19 protein-coding genes and 2 tRNA genes are annotated in these 21161 nt (G+C 57.7%); 4 read left to right on the forward strand and 17 right to left on the reverse strand.

Annotated features, from left to right (window positions below; all coding sequences use genetic code 11):
• Window positions 1–49: 49 nt before the first annotated feature.
• From B7O88_RS11755 to B7O88_RS11835, 17 genes are all read right to left on the reverse strand, one after another.
• On the reverse strand, window positions 50–733 hold the full coding sequence (locus B7O88_RS11755) for a hypothetical protein (protein WP_140418579.1): 684 nt from the start codon (window positions 731–733) through the stop codon (window positions 50–52).
• 370 nt (window positions 734–1103) lie between these two features.
• Window positions 1104–2042 (reverse strand): hypothetical protein, encoded by a 939-nt coding sequence (locus B7O88_RS11760; protein ID WP_088276160.1) that lies wholly within the window; start codon window positions 2040–2042, stop codon window positions 1104–1106.
• The gene (locus B7O88_RS11765) at window positions 2039–3910 is read right to left on the reverse strand and encodes an ORC-CDC6 family AAA ATPase (protein ID WP_088276161.1); all 1872 of its coding nucleotides are present in this window, start codon (window positions 3908–3910) and stop codon (window positions 2039–2041) included. The genes B7O88_RS11760 and B7O88_RS11765 overlap by 4 nt, the downstream gene beginning before the upstream one ends.
• On the reverse strand, window positions 3897–4793 hold the full coding sequence (locus B7O88_RS11770; RefSeq protein ID WP_088276162.1) for a phosphoribosyltransferase-like protein: 897 nt from the start codon (window positions 4791–4793) through the stop codon (window positions 3897–3899). Before B7O88_RS11770 ends, B7O88_RS11765 begins: the two co-directional genes overlap by 14 nt.
• A gap of 824 nt (window positions 4794–5617) precedes the next feature.
• Window positions 5618–6724 (reverse strand): replication protein RepA, encoded by a 1107-nt coding sequence (locus B7O88_RS11775; RefSeq protein ID WP_235005780.1) that lies wholly within the window; start codon window positions 6722–6724, stop codon window positions 5618–5620.
• A gap of 307 nt (window positions 6725–7031) precedes the next feature.
• Window positions 7032–8102 (reverse strand): tyrosine-type recombinase/integrase, encoded by a 1071-nt coding sequence (locus tag B7O88_RS11780; RefSeq protein WP_088276311.1) that lies wholly within the window; start codon window positions 8100–8102, stop codon window positions 7032–7034.
• 106 nt (window positions 8103–8208) lie between these two features.
• Window positions 8209–8284 (reverse strand) — tRNA-Thr (locus tag B7O88_RS11785).
• A 337-nt stretch (window positions 8285–8621) separates the two neighbouring features.
• Window positions 8622–9827, reverse strand: a complete 1206-nt coding sequence (locus B7O88_RS11790) for a class I SAM-dependent methyltransferase (protein ID WP_088276165.1) — start codon at window positions 9825–9827, stop codon at window positions 8622–8624.
• Window positions 9828–9837: 10 nt separating this feature from the next.
• Window positions 9838–10542 (reverse strand): ABC transporter permease, encoded by a 705-nt coding sequence (locus tag B7O88_RS11795; protein ID WP_088276166.1) that lies wholly within the window; start codon window positions 10540–10542, stop codon window positions 9838–9840.
• Window positions 10539–11231 (reverse strand): ABC transporter permease, encoded by a 693-nt coding sequence (locus B7O88_RS11800; RefSeq protein ID WP_088276167.1) that lies wholly within the window; start codon window positions 11229–11231, stop codon window positions 10539–10541. Before B7O88_RS11800 ends, B7O88_RS11795 begins: the two co-directional genes overlap by 4 nt.
• Window positions 11232–11273: 42 nt before the next feature.
• Window positions 11274–12023, reverse strand: coding sequence for an ABC transporter substrate-binding protein (locus tag B7O88_RS11805; RefSeq protein ID WP_088276168.1), 750 nt, complete (start codon window positions 12021–12023; stop codon window positions 11274–11276).
• 11 nt (window positions 12024–12034) lie between these two features.
• Window positions 12035–12802 (reverse strand): ABC transporter ATP-binding protein, encoded by a 768-nt coding sequence (locus B7O88_RS11810; RefSeq protein WP_088276169.1) that lies wholly within the window; start codon window positions 12800–12802, stop codon window positions 12035–12037.
• A gap of 266 nt (window positions 12803–13068) precedes the next feature.
• Window positions 13069–13144, reverse strand: a tRNA-Phe gene (locus B7O88_RS11815).
• Between the two features lie 87 nt (window positions 13145–13231).
• The gene (locus B7O88_RS11820; RefSeq protein WP_088276171.1) at window positions 13232–13504 is read right to left on the reverse strand and encodes an oxidative damage protection protein; all 273 of its coding nucleotides are present in this window, start codon (window positions 13502–13504) and stop codon (window positions 13232–13234) included.
• 13 nt (window positions 13505–13517) lie between these two features.
• Entirely contained in the window at window positions 13518–14576 is a 1059-nt protein-coding gene (gene mutY / locus B7O88_RS11825) for an A/G-specific adenine glycosylase (protein WP_088276172.1), read from the reverse strand.
• Window positions 14573–16744 carry an AsmA family protein gene (locus tag B7O88_RS11830; RefSeq protein ID WP_088276173.1) on the reverse strand — a complete coding sequence of 724 codons (2172 nt, stop codon included), beginning with the start codon at window positions 16742–16744 and terminating at the stop codon, window positions 14573–14575. The genes mutY and B7O88_RS11830 overlap by 4 nt, the downstream gene beginning before the upstream one ends.
• A gap of 45 nt (window positions 16745–16789) precedes the next feature.
• Window positions 16790–17890, reverse strand: a complete 1101-nt coding sequence (locus B7O88_RS11835; RefSeq protein WP_088276174.1) for an NAD(P)/FAD-dependent oxidoreductase — start codon at window positions 17888–17890, stop codon at window positions 16790–16792.
• Between the two features lie 165 nt (window positions 17891–18055).
• Here B7O88_RS11835 and hisB point away from each other — a divergent pair, with 165 nt between their 5' ends.
• The 4 genes from hisB to hisF all read left to right on the forward strand — a co-directional run bounded on the left by hisB (window position 18056) and on the right by hisF (window position 20997).
• On the forward strand, window positions 18056–18649 hold the full coding sequence (gene hisB / locus B7O88_RS11840; protein WP_088276175.1) for an imidazoleglycerol-phosphate dehydratase HisB: 594 nt from the start codon (window positions 18056–18058) through the stop codon (window positions 18647–18649).
• A 3-nt stretch (window positions 18650–18652) separates the two neighbouring features.
• Window positions 18653–19297 carry an imidazole glycerol phosphate synthase subunit HisH gene (hisH, locus tag B7O88_RS11845; RefSeq protein ID WP_088276176.1) on the forward strand — a complete coding sequence of 215 codons (645 nt, stop codon included), beginning with the start codon at window positions 18653–18655 and terminating at the stop codon, window positions 19295–19297.
• A gap of 95 nt (window positions 19298–19392) precedes the next feature.
• The gene (gene hisA, locus B7O88_RS11850; protein WP_088276177.1) at window positions 19393–20142 is read left to right on the forward strand and encodes a 1-(5-phosphoribosyl)-5-[(5-phosphoribosylamino)methylideneamino]imidazole-4-carboxamide isomerase; all 750 of its coding nucleotides are present in this window, start codon (window positions 19393–19395) and stop codon (window positions 20140–20142) included.
• Between the two features lie 81 nt (window positions 20143–20223).
• Window positions 20224–20997: an imidazole glycerol phosphate synthase subunit HisF gene (gene hisF / locus B7O88_RS11855; RefSeq protein WP_088276179.1), complete on the forward strand. Its 774-nt coding sequence runs from the start codon at window positions 20224–20226 to the stop codon at window positions 20995–20997.
• Window positions 20998–21161 lie beyond the last annotated feature (164 nt).

Genomic DNA, 21161 nt, shown 5'->3' on the forward strand with positions numbered 1-21161 from the left:
GAGGGACTGCAGCATTATGATTGTAAAGAACCGGCAAAAAATAAGAGCCTCAATGCGAACCAGGGGAGATAGCTATAGCCGGAAGCCAAAGACCCAGCCTTGCAATTGTGATATAACGAGCACCAGTGCCTCGATATAAATCTTTGAACTCCGCCCATCGAGATTGAATCCGCTTCTCTGCCTTTGTTGCTGCAGCTTTGGTAGTGAACTCTAAAGCGATAACGCAATCTGAGAGCTGTACAGTGCTCTCGAGCTTAACAGCCTTTATTGCCTGGCAATCAGGAAGCCCAACTCTAGGCAATAAAATTACCCACCCTTTTGTCCTTCCCTTGGCCAAGATACCGGTTTTTGATAGGCCTTCAGCTTTTCCTGTAGACGCTATACGCTTAAGATCTGTCGAGTGTATAAACGGCAACCCAGACGGGTCAGATATCATCATGTGGACAGGAAGGCTGCCTCGAACAACGTTGACCGAGATAATGCCGTTGTAATATCTGATTTCTTTATGATCCTGCCGATGGAGTCCTGGCAGAATCTGAACTACGGACGCCTGAACTTTTGCCCCGCGAAAGGTGCATCGTTGCAAGTCTGCCAACTTTGTAAGCTGGTAGCGCTCCTCAAGGGCTTGCCGAGCGTTCTGATCGGTTTCGGAGTAGAGAAGAGATTCTGGAGCTATCACAATAGCGCCAAGGCTGGGCCGGAATAAGTCAAAGCTTCGCATGAGGTGAGCCATTGCGATGCTCCCCCTTATCTCCCTACCCGCGAACTCGATTTCTACGAACTTTTTAGGCCCTTGGCTAAAGGGTGGGTTAAGCACCAGCAAATCGACAGGCCGGCTTCGAGACAAAGCCTCGCCAGTGCTAGGATGGAGCAAGTCCCCCACGGACAAATGCCAGTGAGGCCGTCTGAGCCTAAGCTGACTGATGGCTTCGACATCACGGTCAATCCCGATAGCCTCTACTGAACCAAATACCATGTTCGCTGCGTCTAGAAGCCGCCCTGACCCGCAGGTGGAGTCAGCGCAAACCTTAGGGACAGTAGGAAAAACACCCCGTTCCAGAGCGCTAATCGCGACATCTTCCGGCGTGTAATACCTATCCAAATCAATAGGCATGGAAGTCCTCGAAGTCGTAGACATGGACTATCCCAACACCGGAAGTTCTTCCACGCTTCTTAATTGGATGATCGAACAGGAGCTCAGTTGTTTCGCCATGCTTCATCGCGAATAGAACAGCCCCTATAGCATGCGGCTTTGTACCAACGAGCGCCAAGTATATATAATGCCCTGGGTAATCTCTACGGATCTTAGTTAGCGCTTCGAACGCCTCGAATGGACAGCTTGCGCGGGCGTATCTAACCTCGGAATGGGCTTTGTACTCATCAAGAAACATTCGATTACAGCCAACCGTAAATGCCGGGTATTCGAGCTGAAACCCCGGAGCCCCCACCACGGGAATCACTTTAGGAACTGGATCAAGCTGCGCCGCAAGATGCTCGGGACGGTTACCCTCAAAGCCCAACATTGCGATAAATAAGCACCTGTCTTCATCATCCGGCCCTGAAAGCTGGGCGAAGCCTGGCAATGGGGCTAAACCACCAAATGTCACACTCAAGTCAAAAATAGCGGAAGATGCTGGGCTTGGGTGAGGGGTATAAGACTCTGGCTCAACGTACATCAAACGAGTGTTTATTTTTTGGGAGTACACACTTTTCAATAACGGCGCCCACACACTGTGGGGAAGCCCTGTTACATCAATCAAAAAATCTTGAGAACTGAATATCCCATTAATAGAAGCCTCATCTCTTAGGGAGACGTGGCACTTTTGATCTTTGTGATGTATCTCTATCGTTTCTTCATCCAACCTCTTTATGGACACGATTCGCTCAGGAGCATCGCGCTGAATTTCCTCCCACGCATTAAGCCTGTCCCGATTCTCTTCTAGGTCGCCAGCAACGACCACTACCTCCTCCGGCTTCAAATCGGAAATAGTAAAATCTTTGAAACGCTTAGTGTGAAGCGAAGGAGCAGGCAATCCGCTCATATTTTCTGCCCACCATCATAAAAGGCAGAAAAAAGTGCCAATTGTTCTGGCAAATCATCTTCCGCCGCCTGAGGCCTCTCATCAAGAAGCGCAGAAATTGCCTTTGCAGGTTGGTCCTCAAGCACCTTTATCAGAGTCGAGGCATCTATAGACATCCGTCTTTTTTTACGGTGTGAAATTTCAAAGAAAGCGCTGAAAATTCTATGCAAGCGGTATTCATCATCCCTAAGCTCCGCGCTGCTGGTGGATTTTGTTCTGGGATCGGACTCAAATGCTAGATGTCCGATACCCTCTTCCAGCAAGCGATGAATTTTAGCTATGTCCGACAAGCTACCTGACAAAACAAAGGAAGTGACTTCTGGGGTTTTACCACTTGGCTCGCGCGCGAGCTCAAAGAACACTTTACCTATAGCCAGGACCAAGCGCTTAAGCTGCACACCTTGGTCTGCTAGACCTTCTAGCTGATTTAGGCGCCGCTTCCCAACCTCTCTAGCGGCAAGAGTTTGAGACTTTGCGGAGATAGTCAGAGGTCGCTGACGCACTGCATCCTCATCGAGCTCATACCCAATTGCGGTGTCTATTAGCTCTAAGAAGTACCGTATATTCCCAGCGGCCAGAGAGAGAAGGGTTCGCTCCCCGCAGTAGTACTTTCTGATTCTTGCACCCTTCCGGCCTTTTGAAAGCCAAAATAGACTTGCATAACCATGGTTCCCTAGTCTAGTTTTCCACTCGACCTGATTATGAATCCAGTCGTTTGCCAGCTCTTCTAATGAACCACCTTCACTTTGCTGCCAGTACCGGAGAAAGGACAGCTCAGCCGGCGATCGTTGACTAAAGTAGCTGTAGTGCTCGTTATCTTTAAGCTCGTCAAGCACTGCAGTGGCGACTCTATCCGCCCCTAAAACAACCGCCTCATCAGCAAGTGTAAGTTCTTGCAAAAAGGCGCGAAGATCAGCTGGCACCTGAACCCCGAGCTCCTGGGCGTAGCTTAGCCTTGCCTCCGCGACGGCTTCTGCAAAGAGCTCAAACCCTTCGTCGGCTATCTCAATTTCCAAACAGTCATCTGGTACCCGGAGCAAGTCGTGCCCATCCAAAGTCTGCCTATTTCTTAGTCCGTTCTTCCGAACACCAACCTTGTAAGATAACGGTGGCTCAGCATGCTTTATGTATGTATTAATTATAGCCTGTTGATAGTCAAGCAGATTTTCATACTCATCTATACAACAAAATATAATCCTACCATTTAGCAAATTTTGAGACTGGATGACCTCCGCAAATGTTCGCAGGGGAGACTCCGCCATCGACAGCGTTATCCCAAGATCCTTCATGGGATTATTGACTTGCAACTGCAAGTGTGAAATCGCTTTCTTTATCATGACCTTTAGCTGCTCAAGCGTATCGCAGCATTCCAGCCCTAACTCTAGAGCAATCGCCTCCACATTACTCTGCTGCAAGCTCTGGCCCTGCCTAGCTTCCAGCCAGAGCGCCAAATTGACCATTTCTCCACAGGCTGACAAATTAAAGTAATGTGCAAACAACTTTGCCCAATTAGCGTCATCGATGCCACTACCAGAAAAAGCACGCACGCGATTCTTATTCATCCTAACAAGGACACCAAAGTACTCTTGGTCTTCGAAGGACTGGCCACTGCCTTCTAAACGCTCTAACATAGAGTCATAGCGTAACGACTGTAATGCAGTTGTTTTTCCTGTTCCGCGTCCCCCGACAAGAAAACATGGACGCATTACTTCGAGCTTTCCGAGATAGGCAGGTTTGACAAACAGTTCTTTGAAGTTAGCCGATGGCCACTCTGCTCGATTGTCACCAAAAAGCTGTCTTAAGACACCTGCTGGATTATGTGCGTTCAATTAGCGGCTCCCAGTTTTCTAGCCCCGGCGACCAAAAAATTGGCAGGGTGGCATCAGGTATTGAGTGCTCAAATCCAAACATCAAGCCTCGCTTTTTGTAACCAAACATCATGAACTCTTGATTATTAACCATATACGACTCTGTGGGAGCCAGCCTATGCGAGTACTTGGTCAAAAAATTCACGACAGGTGCCCTCCAGTTAGGATTTGAGTCCAGCACCCCACTTATAGTGGATTTGCCGCTAAGTACATGCGTGGCACATACTGCAACATGTGGTGCCCCAATATTAATTCTATCGAGTCCAAAGTCTGTCGTAACCAGGGTCACATATATGGCAGTAAAACCTATTTTCGACTGAGCATCCTCGAACGACCTTCTATTTTTATCAGACTTTTTCCAAGTCGATAGAAACTGATCGCCAGAGCCAACAAAATCATCGATAAATATCACCGTCCCGCCCGTGTACGCGTGTTCAAGTGCCGCATCCGAGTCGAGAATAAACTTGTCGTTTAGATGCAACAGCTGCCGTGCGCTGCGGCATAGGAAGTAGCCCGAATCAGTGGGATTTGGCTCTTCTCCCCTAACTGGAGTTAAGACAGCCGAACTTATACTTCCCACAAGCTCCGACCCACATGGGGCAAGAGGCCCCTTAGACATCCCGTCACCAATCGAATTATAAGCGGCTACCAGAAGGGCGTCGGTCAGCGCTTTATTGTAGAAAGTAAACTTATCTAAAAGAAACGCGGCAATGTGTGTGTCCGAATCGTCAAAATTCTTGAGCCAAGCCCTGGGGCGTAGCTTTGGCTCGGCCGGCCACAAACCTGCTCGTTTCAGAATGTCACATTTAGATAAAATCTCGTTCACTTGAGTGTCGGCGCGCAATCGGTAGCTCCGTGTTTCGTTGCTGCAGCTCAAGCAGACCGGTGCTGGTGCTCACCCTAATAACCGCATCCATGCCAAGAAACTGCGAATTGTGGCTAAGAAAACCATCCCTAGTAGGTGCTGCTTACTGTTCAAAGCTGCCACCACAAGACAGTGTTCTTGAAAGCTATCAAAATGCTTTGGTAGCGTCCACTAACCCCTTACATAGTGATTGTCATTCACGGGACTGTAACGGTTGAGAAGCAACGGTCGCATTGCATGGCCGCTGCCGCCTCCGCGGCTTCTGTAAAAACCTTGTTGCTCCGGACGCGAGAGGCAAAGCCTCACGTTGGATTCGATCTATGCCAGCCTGATCCGCGCTATTGAAGGGCGGGACTCCAACGCCCTCTAGCGACCTTCAAGCAACGACAAGCTATGGTCGAATCAGAAGCAAATCACGTAAAGCTCTAAATAAACGGGCATGCTCGGCCACTCAGTTATCCACCAATAATGGGAGGCTAACTATAGGTAAAAGCTTTTTTTACAGGAGAACAAACAGGAAAACATACAGGAGAGTCGCGAGAACCCACGGGGTTACTGGGCTCAGCCGGGGGAGGCATGACAGTTCCTGCGCGAGGCGTGACAGTTCCTGCGCAGGTCGTGACAGTTCCTGCGTGGACAAGTGTGGCGCGCGCGTGACAGTTCCTGCGAGGACAAACGATGGTTTCCACAGGGTTGTTGACAAGCAAAATTGGACATAGGCAAGCAGTACGATTACCACTTGGCCTCTGGGCGCTGGCCACAAAAAACCCAGCGCCGCTGCTGGGCTTTCATAGCGGGATATATCACTCCTGGAGCGGCACGCCCTTGCGCCTCACATGCGGGGCGCAGCGCCTCAGTAACAGGCCCTTAGCCGTTGGAGTGATGTCCAGTTCCGGCCAAACCATCCCCACCTTGTCCAGTGCATCCAAGAACCGTCTTTTGAAATCGCGCCGGCCCTGGGGAGTATCTGCATAGCTTGCGCCGATTTGGGTCATCAGGCTACGCCACGGAATTACGGTATCCCGAGTTAGATAGCTGACGCGATAGGTAGCCCAACAATACACGTCCAGTGCCATAGGGGACTTCTTGATAAAGCGCAGAACCCGCGTATCAAGAGGTACAGGCCGCTCTGTTATGAGCGTGAAGAATTTTGGGGACAGCTCTACATGGGAACGCCAAAGGGTGGTCTGGTTAGGATGCCTCGTGTCCCACCACAGTTCAGCCTTCTCGGCGACCATAGAGCCGCCTATTCGGTTTACGACCTGACCAGTATGTTCCTGGTATTCGGTGAAGGTGGCAGTGACCGCAGTACTAAATAACCGAGTCATCTGCTCACGAAGAGCAGTGATAGTCCCGTTTTCACCGCCGGTAGCCCGCAGACCTAACTCGGACATGAACCCACTTAGAGACTCACCGAACTCCAGCCTGCGTGCGTCCTGCTCATTGATATAGCCGTGATCCATCCGAAACTTGTTTCTGACGGCCTGAGTGGTGATCCACACCAACAACAGGCGAGCATAACTGCCATATGGCAAACCTACCGCTGAAGGGGCCATCATGTGCATAGACAAGCGGCCATTGGTTCGGCTCCACTCGTGGCCAACAGGCTTTCTATGCGGCATAGTGGCCTGAATGAGTAAGCGGGCAATAAAACCCAGCTCGTCAGCCTCCTGTGCGCTCTGCCCCTGGATCGCAAGAATTTGGTCAACCGCCTTATTAGCACGCCTAGCTTGAAGCTCGTCCTTGGCCTTGCCTCGTGCGGACAGTGCCCCATCCTCTTTGGAGCCATCATCTAGAAGTACCTCGGCGCTGAGGCTAGGCATTGTAGGGTAGCTTCCCACCCAGAATAACTGCGAGATCATGCGCACGATAGAATGTGCGACGGCCAAGCCGCAGTGTTGCAGGCTCAAGGACTTGCCGTAGGCTGCTATCTGCCCTAGCTAATTCCCAGTTGAGCCCAGAAACTTTCCTCTTCAGAACATCAGCCAGGTGCTCTCTAGTAAGGAGTAGCCCATAGGTACTGATCAGATGCTGTTCAATTTTCGCAGCAGGGGATGTGAACTCGCTTGTGTTCGACGCAGACATAGTGAAACTCCAATTTTCTCGGGTGTTTCACTAAAAGTGCGAAGAGGTGCCCCGTTTTCGGCCCTTTTTTGGGGCTCCTCTCAAAAAAACTTAAAATAAAATCTTTCGCATGCGAAAGATGGCTGTATTTCTCTAGATTTGCCGCTGCTTACGTAGCAAATCGATCCGCTCAACAAGGTCTTCCGCCCTGAGATGGGTATATCTCTTTACCATTTGCATGCTCTTATGCCCGCTAATGGCAGACACTTCTTGATCCGATAACCCAACCTCTACCAAGCGGCTAACCGCCTCGTGTCTCAAATCGTGAAAGCGCAGGTCACGCATGCCCAGTCGATTTCTAATCTGTTGCCATGTCTTATTGAAGGCATAGGGTCGTCTGTGGCCGTTTGCGCCCGGCTCCCCAAAAAAAATCAGATCAGTGTCGATAGGTCTATATGGGTGGTCGAGTGCCTGTTTGAAGACTTCTGTTGCGGCCATGCTAAGCGGAACTATGCGACGCTCCCCGTTTTTGGTCGCGCTTAAAGTGACAATTCGGCGCCGAATGTCTACCTGCGTCCGCCGGAGATTGGTGATTTCGGACGACCGCATTCCAGTCTCAATAGCGATCCGGACGATATAGCCGAGAAGAGGGTTCGAATGGGCGTCAACGGCAGCATAAAGACGACGCTCCTCGTCAGGCATCAGGCGTCTATCCCGGCCCCTCCCCGCCGAAGGCTTTCGTACATTTAAGACAGGGTTGAACGGAAGGCCAACGCCCCATTCTCTAATGCAGACGTTAAACATGTGACTGAGCAGCGCCAACTCAAGACGAACCGAATTGTTGCTAACAGGCCTATTTCGCCGTGTTGTCTCAGATAGGCGCTGATCCCGGTAGCCAGAAATTAACTCTGCAGATAGTGCAGCTAATGAGTAGCCGCCAAGCTTCCGGACGAGATTCTTCGCACTGCCTTGCTCGCTAATCAGAGTTTTCGGGGCCTTGGTAGGGCTCACTTCCGAGAGGTAACGTTTGAGAGCCTGCTCCAGGGTCATTCGTTCCGAGGCGGTGCGCTGGATATAAACACCGCGCACCATTTCATCCTCGACCCGCCTGGACCAGTCGGAGGCATCACGCTTGGTGCGAAATGTTTTAGAAGTGGTCGGCCACCCGTGTTTGCGGATGAGTGCTTTCCAAGTACCAGAGGGGGTTTTAACGATTGTTGCCATGCTGCTCTCCGAGGTGGCGATCAGTACGACTGTACTGAAACTGTACCTCGGGAACATCTGAATGCGGGGTCAAAAACTGCAGCATCGCTGCAGCCCTTGATTTGTATGGTGCCGGCACCAAGAGTCGAACTCGGGACCTACTGATTACAAGTCAGTTGCTCTACCAGCTGAGCTATACCGGCGCGGGGTGCATTATATATCGCCAAATTTCTGTGTAAAGAGATCAGCGGCGTGCAGGCGCTGATTATCCTCTATTTTTTCCTGTGGATACCGTTCGTCCACTTGTGCATGACTTTTCGATCAACACTTCATAAAGGCTATGCAACCCCTTGTTTTCATGCATTAAACATAACTGATCAACAATTGACCTGACGCCGCAAAGCCGCGTGGATTCTCGCTTTGAGGTAGTTACTACAACCTCATCAACACAGTTATGCACAGAAGGCGTGGATAACCACAGATACACACAAGCTGTGGATAAGTCTGTGCGCAAGCGGTACACAGACTGGTGATGGCCTGTCAGTTATCCCGCTGAGCCAGCAACAGCAGGTTGCGCGGCGTCAGCGCCGGCTCGCAGAACTCGCCGAGCTGCACCCGATAGCCTGCCTCCTGCAGATACAGAGCCCGCTCCAGCACCAGCCACAGCTCCAGCGGACGCCGGAACAGGCCGCCAACCAGTTCCAGATTGCGCACCTCGGCCAAGCGCTGCCAGCCAAGCGCTTCCAGCGCCTGCCAGTCCGCGGGTGCCGACAGCTGCAGGTCGTGGTAAGCGGCCATGGCGAGGCAAAAGTCTGCGAGCGTTTGTGGCTGCGGGCCGGGCGCACGTGACGGGGTAGGCAGGTAGTTATCCACTCCCCTGCTCTCCCGCTGCCAGTGATCAAAGGCCAAGCGCCAGGCCATCGAGCGGTCACGCTGGCGCAGCTCACGGGCGCCGGCGGTGGCACTCTGCTGCAGTGCCAGCCCCAGCTCATCGCGGCTGAGCGGCAGCGCCGCCGTCTTTCCGGCCAGCGACAGCGGCTGGTGGCTCGCGCCGGCGATGCGGTTGTAGCAGCAGGGCGACAGCGCCAACTGCCGGCACTGACGAGCAACTACCTGCTCGATCAACTGCCGATGCAGGTCACCACAGGCGTGCAACGCCACTAGCGTATCGCCGCGTCCAAGTCGTTCGGCATTGCTGTCCTGCAAGACGTCGGCATCCAGATGCTGCGCATCAACCTGTAGCCGCGCACTCAGCTCGGCACCAGAGCGATTCAATTCGGCATCCCACTCCAGGCAGCAGACCGGGCAACCGCTCTGCCAGGCCAGCAACCGGCCCAGATGGCCCTTTCCGGCACACCAGTCGACCCAGCGTTCAACCGGCGCCGGCGTGCGCGCGGTGGCCACCGCAGCAAAGCGAGTAATCTGCTGCCACTTGCGGCCGGGGATGTGACGGTGCAGCAGCTCGGGCACCGACGGGGAAACGGCGGCCTCCCAACGCGGCAGCACGCAAAGCTCTTGCGCCTCTGCGGCCAACTGGCCAAATGGCTCAGGCGCACCCAGAAGCTGCGCCGGTTGCGACTGCGCCGCTTCGGCATCCGCCAGCGAGCGTGCGCGCAACCAGCCGGCCAGTTCGGGCCAGTCGGCTTCCCACGCAAGCACAGGGGTTGTAAAAGGTCGGGCTCGCCACAGCGCCTGATGGCGCTGCAGCCAGTCCGTCAGTCGGGTGAACCGCGTGAGCAGATCCACGCCGCAGGGGTCAGCGTTGCTGGCGGCTGGCGTCAACCTTGAGCCAGCGCTCGACCAGCCGGAACAGCTGGGTAAAGACCAGCGTGATGATCAGATACATGACCCCGGCTACCAGGAAGAACAGCTCGTATTGGTAGGTACGCGAGTTGATGGTGCGGATTACGCCCATGATGTCCATCATGGTGATGGTGTAGACCACGGCACTGGCCTTGAGCATCAGGATCACTTCATTGCCGTAGGCCGGCAGGCCGATGCGAATGGCACGTGGCAGGATGATGTACTGCAGCGCCTGACGGCGGGACATGCCCAGCGCCCGCGCAGCTTCGACCTCACCCGGCGGTACCGCCTGAATCGCGCCGCGCAGGATCTCGGCGATATAGGCTGCGGTATGCATGGTCATGGTGATCAGCGCGCACCAGTATGGCTCGCGCAGATAGGGCCAGAGGAAACTCTTGCGCACGACTTCGAACTGGGAGATGCCGTAATAGACCAAAAACAGCTGCAATAGCAGCGGTGTGCCACGGAAGAAGAAAATGTAGCTGTAGGGCAGCGCCCGGATGTACCAGTGCCGCGACGCCCGCGCCAGCCCGAGGGGAATGGCAAAAAACAGACCGATGACCACCGCCAGCCCGACCAGCTGCAGGGTAACCAGGGTGCCGTCCCAGAGTTGCGGCAGGAAGCGCTCGATCAGCGCCCAGCGTTCGGCCCAGGTCATAGTTCAGTCCTCACAAAACCCCGGTTGGCACGACGCTCGAACCAGTGCATCGCTGCCATGATAAAGACCGTGAGGAACAGGTAGATCAACGCGGCCAGCAGATAGAATGTGAACGGTTCCTTGGTCGCATTCGCCGCGGTCTGGGCTTTGCGCATGATCTCTTCAAGGGTAATCAGCGAGACCAGCGCGGTATCCTTGAGCATGATCAGGTACAGGTTACCAAGCCCGGGCAGTGCAACGCGCCAGAGCTGAGGCAGAGTAATGCGCCAGAAGATCCGCAGGTTAGACATGCCCAGCGCCAGGCCGGCTTCCTTCTGCCCCTTGGGAATCGCCAGCAACGCCCCGCGGAACACCTCGGTCGCGTAGGCACCAAAGCACAGCGCCAGTGCCAGGGTACCGGCAACAAACGGGCTCAGTGACAGGGTCGGATTGCCAAACCAGGCACCGATGGCATTCATCGCCGACACCGTGCCGAAGTACATCATCAGTACCCAGACGGTCTCCGGCACGCCACGCACAACCGACGTGTAAAAGCCGCCGCACAACCGCGCAACGCGATTGCCGGAGACCTTGGCGGAGGCACCCAGCAGGCCAAACAGCAGGCCGAACACCAGCGCGGCCAGTGACAGACGTAGAGTCATCCAGGTCCCTTCGAGCAGGGCTGGACCAAAACCGTGAAGATCAGGCATGAGTTTACATCCAGGTCGGGCCCCGCAGGGCCCGACTGGTCATCAGTAGATGCTGAAGGGGAAGTACTTGGCGTTGATGGTCTCGTAGGTACCGTTATCGACGATCGTCTGCAGCGCCGCATTCAGACGCTCGCGCAGCGGGTCGCCCTTGCGCACGGCAATACCGATCTGGTCGTTGTCGAACACCGGCTCGCCCTTGAACTCGAAGTCTGCGCCAGCATCGCTCTGCAGCCACTCGTACTGCACGAAGTTGTCGGCCAGCACACCGTCAATACGGCCCGCGCTCATGTCCAGGTATGCGTTCTCCTGGGTGTCGTACAGGCGGATGTCGACCACATCACCCAGATTGTCTTCCAGCCACTGGCCGGCGATGGTCGCGCGCTGCGCACCAATGGTCTTGCCCTTCAGACTGGCTTCGTCGGTAGCGAAGTCAGACGACTTGGGCGCAACGAACTGCAGCTTGTTGGTGTAGTAGGGGTTGGTGAAGTCTACCGCCTGCTTGCGCTCGTCGGTGATCGACATGGAGGCGACGAGGAAGTCGAACTTGTTGTTGTTCAGAGCCGGAATGATGCCATCCCAGTCCGAGGTCACAACAGTGCACTCGACCTGCATCTCGGCACACAGCGCCTTGGCGATATCCAGGTCAAAGCCGACAACCTCTCCACTGGCGTCGATCTGGTTGAAGGGAGGGTAGGCCCCTTCTGTGCCGATACGCAGGCTCTCGGCAACGGCGGGAGCACTTACAAACAACGCTGTGGCGACTGCCAGCAAGACTTTCTTGTATTGCTTCATGGAAGGACTCCTTACTTATGGCTTGACATGAACTGTCGGCAGCGTTCGGAAACGGGATTGCCGAATACCTGCTCCGGAGTGCCGATCTCTTCGACCTGCCCCTGGTGCAGAAATACCACTTCACTCGATACCTGCCTGGCGAACCCCATCTCGTGGGTTACCAGAAGCATAGTACGCCCCTCTTCCGCCAGCGCGCGGATCACGTTCAATACTTCCTGCACCATCTCGGGATCGAGGGCGGAGGTAGGCTCGTCGAACAGGATCACGCGTGGCTGCATGGCCAGTGTGCGGGCAATCGCTGCGCGCTGCTGCTGACCACCGGAAAGCTGTGCCGGGAAGGCGTGGCGCTTGTCGGCGATCCCCACCTTCTCAAGAAAGGCCTCAGCCGCCTCAACGGCCTCGGCCTTGGACTGGCCCAGCACACGGCGCGGCGCCTCGATAATGTTGTCGAGGATGCTCATGTGCGGCCAGAGATTGAAGTTCTGAAAGACAAAACCGAGGCGGGCACGCAGTCGGTTGATCTGGCTGTTGTCTGCGGCAACCAGGTCGCCCTGCCGACTGCGCTTGAGCTTGAGCTCTTCGCCAGCGATCAGGATCTGCCCTTGATGGGGGTTCTCCAGCAGATTGATGCAGCGCAGCATGGTGCTCTTGCCGGACCCGGAAGAGCCGAGAATCGAGATAACGTCGCCGTCGCGGGCGACCAGATCAACGCCCTTGAGAACCTCAAGGTCGCCGTAACGTTTGTGCAGGTTGCGCACTTCCAGAGCGGGTGAAGTCACGTATCAATATCCACCAGGCTGTGTTGGCCGTCAGGTATGGGGCTGTCACACTCGTGGTGCGATGCCATCGGGAAGCGTTCCCTATGCAGTCATCCGAGTGCGGTACTGATGGCAAACCTAGCACAGCTGCCAACCATGACCAAGATCAGCCGTTCGGTCACACCGGGCAATTAACAGGCAAGAGTCTTGCCAACCCCGATGCCAGACGCCTCGAATCACTAAAAACAAAAAAGCCCGCTGGGGTTGCCAGCGGGCTTTCTAAATAGTGGTGCCCGGGGACGGAATCGAACCGCCGACACGGGGATTTTCAATCCCCTGCTCTACCAACTGAGCTACCCGGGCAACGTGGGCGCCATTAAATAGATTGCGCCTCGACCTGTCAAGCACCCTGGAAAATATTTTCCATTTTTTCAGCTGCTTACCGGCAAATTACTCGCTGGGAGGAACGTAGCCCTCGGCCTGCGCGTACTCTTCACCGGCCAGAAACTTGTCCATTTCCTGCTGGATGAAGCGGCGATCCTCGGGATCCATCATGTTCAGACGGCGCTCGTTGATCAGCATGGTCTGGTGCTTTTGCCACTCATCCCAAGCCTTGCGCGACACTTCGTTAAAAACAGCCTGTCCCTTGGGACCCGGATAGGGTGGACGGTCCAGTCCAGGCAGTTCCTTCTTGTACTTGCGGCACATCACCATGCGTGTCATCGACAAACTCCTCTCAGGCCAGTGACGGAACTCGCGCTTCGATCTGGCGCAGCAATTTCTTCACCGGCGCCGCCAGACCCAGCGATTCAGGGTGCCGCAGGTTATACCAGACCTGCCCGGATTCGGCCACGGCAGGACGCGCCGAGACCCGCAGCAGCAGGGGCTGAATATCCAGATGAAAATGGCTGAAGGTATGCCGCAGGGGCGCCAGCGCCTCGCGCTCATGCGCAGCCATCTGCAGGCGGCCGAGCAGGTCAGCCAGCTCGTCTTCGGCATTCAGTTGCGGCGGACACCAGAGCCCGCCCCAGAGGCCGCTGGACGGCCGGCGCTGCAACCAGACGGCGCCCTCCTCGTTCATCAGCAGCGGCATCACGCAACTGCGCACCGGCAGCACCTTGCGCGGCCGTGATGCCGGAAAGCGCTTCGGCTCGCCCAGTGCCCGCGCCTTGCAGCCATCACGCAATGGGCAAAGCAGACAGGATGGATTGCTGCGGGTACACAAGGTCGCGCCGAGGTCCATCATCGCCTGAGTATAGTGAGCCACCCTGTTTTGGGGCGTCAGCGACTCGGCCATGCGCCACAAACGGTCATGTACCGCCTTCTCGCCGGGCCAGCCGTCAACCGCCTTGAAGCGGGTCAGCACCCGCTTGACGTTGCCATCAAGGATCGGTGCACGAATACCCATGCTGAGCGATGCCACCGCGCCCGCAGTGGAACGGCCAATGCCCGGCAGCTCGCAAAGGCCCTCGACACTGCGCGGAAACTCGCCGCCGTGCTGACTGACAACCAGCCTGGCAGCCTTGTGCAGATTGCGCGCTCGGCTGTAATAACCCAGCCCGGTCCACAGGTGCAGCACCTGATCCTCGTCAGCCGCCGCCAGCGCCTCGACCGTCGGCAGCTCCTGCATAAAACGCAGGTAGTAGGGAATGACCGTGACCACCTGCGTCTGCTGCAGCATGATCTCCGACACCCAGACCCGATAGGGGGTCATATCCTGCTGCCAGGGCAGGTCGTGCCGCCCATGCTCGTCATACCAGTCCAGCACGCGCTGGGCGAAAACCTCAGGTATCACCGTGAAAACAGCCCTTTGATGGCGTCACGCAGTTCCGGTGCCTTGTCGCCGAGAGAATCGTCAATGCGCTCTTCCAGTTTGCGCTGCACTTCGTTACCCACCAGTTTGGCGGCGATCTTGCCCACACCCTCGGTATCCACGCCACAGCTGCTGCCGGCGTTATGCAGATAGCCATTGCAGCGGATCGGCCACTCGATACCGGCATAGCGCTCGTTGACCTGGCAGGCCTCATCCGGCATCTCGCTGCGATCACCTTCCAGCAGCAAGCCGAGCCGGTAATCAATCCGCTGATCCGGCAGATTGATCTCGCCCTGCCCCTTGCCGGCCAGCCCCGGCAGGTCAGCCACCAGATCACGGTTGCTGACCACGCCATTTCGAATGGTGAAGCTGCCGCTCAGTTGCTCGAACGGCGTGTCTTCACTGCCGTGCTCGGCGCTCAAGGACTTACGATTGGCCAGTGCAATAGCGCGGCAAACCTGCTGTTCCAGGTTCACGCCAAGCAGCGCGCCATCATCTAACTTGAAGTTGGCCGAGCCGTTCAGGCTGTTCATCCAGCGACGCAGGCTGTTGCCGCCAGCGATGACATCGAGATTCAGATCCATCAGGCCGCGAACCTGTTGCGGCACATCATAAGCCTGCTGCGCGGCCGCCGAATCAATCCCCTTGAGCTGCGCTTTCAACGCATTGCTGACCGGCGTCTTGCGGGTGTCGATACTGCCACTGGCCGCGAAGGTGCCACCGAAGATGCCGCCATCGAGCTGCGTCAGCCGCACCAGGCCGTCACGCGCCTTGACTGCCACACTGAACGGCTTGATATTTTGCCCGGTCAGGGTGACTTGCTGCAGCGCCAGTTTGCCGTCCACGTCCAGGCTCGCCAGCACATCCAGCGGCAGCAGCGCTTCATCGCTCCACTCCTCCGGCGCCGACTGTGAGCGGCTGCCACCGGAGCCGGCAGCAGCACCAGCGCTCTCACCCGCTTTGCGCGGCGGCAAGTAGTTATCCAGATTGAGGTTGTCGCCACTCACGTCAAAGCGCAGCGCCTGACGCTCGAAGTCAGCGACGCCCAGCGCGCCGTTGAGCGCAAAGCCGTCCAGCGCCAACTGCAGGTCGTTGAGCATGACGCTGCTCGCATCGCCCTTGAGGTTGGCCGACAGCGCCACACTCGAGAGCGCACCGGGGTCTGCCATCTCCGGCAATTGCTGGCCGATGTCACGCAGCAGGTCACGGGCATCGAAGGCAGCTACGTCAAGCCGACCGGTCAGCTGCGGCTCGGTGCTAAGCCCCGTCACCTTCACCTGGCCAGTCGCGCGCATATCAGCCAGCGACAGCCGCAACTGGCTCAGCTCGGCAACCTGCTCGGCAAGGTCAAGCATGCCGTCGCCCTGAAGCTGGAAATTAACCGCACGACCACCGAAGGGGTCGCCACTGGCGTCGACCTTCAGATCGACTGCGCTCAGCTGATAGCGCTGACTCTCAGGCTGCAGGGTCGCAACCGAGGACAGATCCACACGCACCCGCATGGCCGGTTGATCTGTGGTCAGCAAGCCCTGAAAAGCAACATCGAAGGTCTCGTCGGGAATCAGTGCGCCAGTCATGAAATTGGCTTCATCCAGGCTCAGGATGCGGCCGCTCTGGCGGTCTTCGTAGCGCACGCTGGCGTTGGTCACCCGCACGCTTTCGACGGTGATATCAAAGCTGCCGCCACTGTCTGCCGGCTCCTCGCCAGCAGCTCCGGCGCCTCCCGTACCCGCTGTTTCGGGCTTGGCCTGAGGACCGACGCTTTCCCAGTTGCCAACACCCTTGTCGTTGCGCACCAGTTGCAGCTGGATTTCGTTGAGAATCACGTCGCTCATGCGCAGCTGCTTGCGCAGCAGCGGCAGCACCTTCACTCCAAGACCAAGGGTGCCAACGGAGGCCAGCGGCTGATCGGGCGTTGCCACCGGCGCCACACCCACGTTCTTGAGTTCGATACCAAGCCAGGGAAACAGCGACCAGCCGATATCACCACCCAGCGTCAGCTCGACATTGGCCTGCTCGCGCGCGGCCTGACGAATGTCGTCCTTGTAGTCATTGGGGTCAAACATCCGGGTCAGGAAGAACAGCGCGCCGATCACCAGAATGACGATGCCTGCCAGCACCATCCCCAATACCTTGGCAAAGGATTTCATACTTGCTCCTTGTCGTTTGCGGCCTCCGCGCCGCCTGCGTGCAGCCTACACGGCATCCAGTCTGGCCGCGACCAGTTCGGCCAGCGCCAGGCTAGCAGTCAGCCCGGGCGATTCAATCCCCAGCAGACTGACCAGCCCGACTATACCGTGCGTATTGTGGTCTTGGATGACGAAATCCCGGGCCGGTTCCCCCGGCCCGGACAGCTTGGGCCGCACACCGGCATAGGCTGGCTGCAACCGAGCCGCATCGCAATCGGGCCAGTAACGGCGAATCGCGGCGGCAAAGGCATCACGCAAACCCTCGTCGACCTGATAATCCAGTTGATCGATGTAGCGCACATCCGGGCCAAAACGCAGCTGCCCGCCAAGATCCAGCGTCGCGTGCACGCCGAGCCCGGCCGCATTGGCTTCCGGCATGGGGTAAACCAGATGGGAAAACGGCGAGCGGCCGCTGTAATTGAAATAGCGCCCCTGGCACAGCTGCAGCGACACAACCTCGCGCGCACCGGAGGCAGCCTGCAGCTGCTGGGCGAACAGTCCGCCGGCGTTGACCGCCTGCCGGGCGCTGACAACGAAGGGCTCGCCCGCGCTGGTGCCAGCCACACGCAAGCCCCCGGCAATCGATTCCAATGCGTCAACCCGCGTGTTGCAGCACAGCTCACCACCGTGGCCCAGCAACACTGCCTCGAACGACTGCATCAGGGCATGGCTGTCGATGATACCGGTCAACGGCGAGAACAAGCCCGCCACCGCCTGCACCTGCGGTTCGCGCGCAGCGACATCGTCGGCACGCTGCCAAAGCAGCTCGACACCGTTGGCCGCGGCATTGGCCTGCAACCGTTTCAACGCGGGAATCTCGTCTTCGGTGACCGCCACCAGCAGCTTGCCGATGACGTGATGCGGCACCGCATGGGCGCGGCACCAGTCATACAACAGGTCGCGCCCCTGCCGGCAAAGCTGCGCCTTGAGCGAGCCCGGCGCATAGTAGATACCCGCGTGAATCACCTCGCTGTTGCGGCTGGAGCAATGCTGACCAATGCTGCTCTCCTGCTCCAGCACCAGCACGCTGCGCCCGCCACGCGCCATGCGCTGGGCGACAGCCAGCCCAACAACCCCGGCTCCAATGACCACCAGATCCACATCCACGCGCGGCTCTCCTCCTGTTTCGCTGCCATTGTGCCGTCAGCCATAGTCCGGCAACAGCCCTTCCTATCAAGCCGATTGGCAGACCCCATCAGTCACCGGTAGCCCTTCTGGCTGGCAGGCACGTATAATGCACGCCTTTGAATGCATCCATCAGCGGAGACACCCATGGCTGAGCGTAAGGCCAGCGTCGCGCGCGACACGCTGGAAACCCAGATCCAGGTCGCCATCAATCTCGATGGCACTGGCCAGGCCGATTTCGACATCGGGGTTCCCTTCCTTGAGCACATGCTCGACCAGATTGCCCGTCACGGCCTGATCGACATGACCATCAAGGCCCGCGGCGACCTGCACATCGACGACCACCACACCGTCGAAGACGTCGGCATCACCCTCGGCCAGGCGTTTGCCAAGGCCATCGGCGACAAGAAAGGCATCCGCCGCTACGGCCATGCCTATGTGCCGCTGGACGAGGCGCTGTCGCGCGTGGTGATCGACTTCTCCGGCCGCCCCGGCCTGCAGATGCACGTGCCCTTTACCCGCGCCAGCGTCGGCGGCTTTGACGTGGATCTGTTCATGGAATTCTTCCAGGGCTTCGTCAACCACGCCCAGGTCACCCTGCACATCGACAACCTGCGTGGTGTGAACACTCACCACCAGATCGAGACCGTGTTCAAGGCCTTCGGCCGCGCGCTGCGCATGGCGATTGAAGAAGATCCGCGCATGGCCGGCATCACCCCTTCAACCAAGGGTTGCCTGTAAGCCATGAGCAGCCATGTAGCCGTCATCGACTATGGCATGGGCAACCTGCACTCGGTTGCCAAGGCGCTTGAACATGCAGGCGCCCGCCAGGTCGACGTGACCAGTGATCCGCAGATCATCCTCGCCGCCGACCGCGTGCTGTTGCCGGGCGTTGGTGCCATTCGCGACTGTGTCAGCGAACTGCGCCAGCTCGAACTCGACGGCGTGGTCCGTCAGGCCGCCAGGGAAAAGCCGCTGCTCGGCATCTGCGTCGGCATGCAGATGCTGCTGGAGCACAGCGAAGAGAATGGCGGTGTTGACTGCCTCGGTCTGTTCCCGGGCAAGGTGCGCTTCTTTGGCAATGAGCTGCATGAAGCCGACGGCACCCGCCTGAAGGTCCCGCACATGGGCTGGAATCAGGTCAAGCAGGCCATCGACCACCCGCTCTGGCACCGCATCGAGCAGGATGCCCGTTTCTACTTTGTGCACAGCTATTACGCCGCGCCGGACAAGAGCGGCCAACTGGCCGGGCGCTGCCACTACGGCGTCGACTTCGCCGCCGCACTGGCACAGGACAACGTATTCGCCACCCAATTCCACCCCGAGAAAAGCCACACCAACGGCCTGCAGCTGTTGAGCAACTTTCTCGCCTGGGACGGGCGCTGGTAAACATCGAGCGACAAGCCACAAGCTGCAAGCCACAAGCCAGACCGCTTGAAGCTTGAAGCTTGAAGCTTGAAGCTCTTTTTCCAAAGGAAAAAGACATGCTGATCATCCCCGCTATCGACCTGAAAGACGGCGCCTGCGTTCGCCTGCGTCAGGGCCTGATGGAAGACGCCACCGTGTTCTCCGACGACCCGGTGGCCATGGCCGCCAAATGGGTCGATGCCGGCTGCCGTCGCCTGCATCTGGTTGACCTGAACGGCGCCTTCGAGGGCAAGCCGGTCAACGGTGATGCGGTCACCGCGATTGCGCGCCGCTACCCGAACCTGCCGATCCAGATCGGCGGCGGCATTCGCTCGCTGGAAACCATCGAGGAATACGTCAAGGCCGGCGTCAGCTACGTCATCATCGGCACCAAGGCGGTCAAAGAGCCGGAGTTCGTCGGCGAAGCCTGCCGCGCCTTCCCGGGCAAGGTCATCGTGGGCCTGGACGCCAAAGATGGCTTCGTCGCCACCGACGGCTGGGCCGAAGTCAGCAGCATTCAGGTGGTTGACCTGGCCAAGCGCTTTGAAGCCGACGGCGTCAGCGCCATCGTCTACACCGACATTGCCAAAGACGGCATGATGCAGGGCTGCAACGTCGAAGCCACCGCCGCGCTGGCAAACGCCACCTCGATCCCGGTAATCGCCTCCGGCGGCATTCACCACATCGGCGACATCCAGACCCTGCTCGACGCCCGCGCCCCCGGCATCATCGGCGCCATCACCGGCCGTGCAATCTATGAAGGCACGCTGGATGTGGCGCAAGCGCAGGCGTTGTGTGACAACGCAGCCGCAAGCCGCAAGCCTTAAGCGGCAAGCTGTCCGCGCCGGTTTACTGATTTTGCTTGCAGCTTGAAGCTTGTCGCTTGCAGCTGCTTTTGGAGAAAGCCCATGCCCCTGGCCAAACGCATCATCCCCTGCCTCGACGTCGATAACGGTCGCGTGGTCAAGGGCGTCAAGTTCGAGAACATCCGCGACGCCGGTGATCCGGTGGAAATCGCTCGTCGTTACAACGAGCAGGGCGCGGACGAAATCACCTTCCTCGATATCACCGCCAGCCACCAGGAGCGTGACACCACGCTGCACACGGTCGAGCGCATGGCCAGCCAGGTGTTCATTCCGCTGACCGTCGGTGGCGGCGTGCGCACCGTGCAGGATATTCGCAACCTGCTCAACGCCGGCGCGGACAAGGTATCCATCAACACCGCAGCGGTGTTCAACCCGGAATTCGTCGGCGAAGCGGCTGACCGCTTCGGCTCACAGTGCATCGTTGTGGCGATCGACGCCAAGCGCGTCTCCGGCCCGAACGAGCCCGGCCGCTGGGAGATCTTCACCCACGGCGGGCGCAAGCCAACCGGTCTGGACGCGGTCGAGTGGTCGAAGAAGATGGAACAGCTGGGCGCAGGCGAGATTCTGCTGACCAGCATGGATCAGGACGGCGTGAAGAGCGGCTACGATCTGGGCGTCACCCGCGCCATCAGCGACGCCCTGCACATCCCGGTGATCGCTTCCGGCGGCGTCGGCAACCTGCAGCACCTGGCCGACGGCGTACTGCATGGCGGCGCCGATGCGGTGCTGGCGGCGAGCATTTTCCACTTTGGTGAATACAGCATTGCCGAAGCCAAGGCCTATATGGCCGAGCGCGGCATCGAGATGCGTCTCTGATGTCCTTGATCGCACCCACGCAAAGCGTGGGTGCGATCAGCAGCGGTGCAGCGCGCACGGACGCCAGTCCCGTTTACGCGGGCGAGTAGCGCAGGGCTGGCGGGAAACAGGACGGCAGCATGTCTGAGGAGCGCAGCGACGAGTTCTGCCGTCCCCCGCCAGGC

The sequence above is a fragment of the Halopseudomonas aestusnigri genome (assembly GCF_002197985.1).
Taxonomy (GTDB): domain Bacteria; phylum Pseudomonadota; class Gammaproteobacteria; order Pseudomonadales; family Pseudomonadaceae; genus Halopseudomonas; species Halopseudomonas aestusnigri.

Bases quoted from the DNA above. Each gene is read 5' to 3' on its own strand.
- B7O88_RS11755 (WP_140418579.1), bottom strand. From the start codon at position 733: ATGGCTCACCTCATGCGAAGCTTTGACTTATTCCGGCCCAGCCTTGGC.
- B7O88_RS11760 (WP_088276160.1), bottom strand. From the start codon at position 2,042: ATGAGCGGATTGCCTGCTCCTTCGCTTCACACTAAGCGTTTCAAAGAT.
- B7O88_RS11780 (WP_088276311.1), bottom strand. From the start codon at position 8,102: ATGGCAACAATCGTTAAAACCCCCTCTGGTACTTGGAAAGCACTCATC.
- B7O88_RS11795 (WP_088276166.1), bottom strand. From the start codon at position 10,542: ATGACCTGGGCCGAACGCTGGGCGCTGATCGAGCGCTTCCTGCCGCAA.
- B7O88_RS11800 (WP_088276167.1), bottom strand. From the start codon at position 11,231: ATGCCTGATCTTCACGGTTTTGGTCCAGCCCTGCTCGAAGGGACCTGG.
- B7O88_RS11805 (WP_088276168.1), bottom strand. From the start codon at position 12,023: ATGAAGCAATACAAGAAAGTCTTGCTGGCAGTCGCCACAGCGTTGTTT.
- B7O88_RS11820 (WP_088276171.1), bottom strand. From the start codon at position 13,504: ATGACACGCATGGTGATGTGCCGCAAGTACAAGAAGGAACTGCCTGGA.
- B7O88_RS11830 (WP_088276173.1), bottom strand. From the start codon at position 16,744: ATGAAATCCTTTGCCAAGGTATTGGGGATGGTGCTGGCAGGCATCGTC.
- hisB (WP_088276175.1), top strand. From the start codon at position 18,056: ATGGCTGAGCGTAAGGCCAGCGTCGCGCGCGACACGCTGGAAACCCAG.
- hisH (WP_088276176.1), top strand. From the start codon at position 18,653: ATGAGCAGCCATGTAGCCGTCATCGACTATGGCATGGGCAACCTGCAC.
- hisA (WP_088276177.1), top strand. From the start codon at position 19,393: ATGCTGATCATCCCCGCTATCGACCTGAAAGACGGCGCCTGCGTTCGC.
- hisF (WP_088276179.1), top strand. From the start codon at position 20,224: ATGCCCCTGGCCAAACGCATCATCCCCTGCCTCGACGTCGATAACGGT.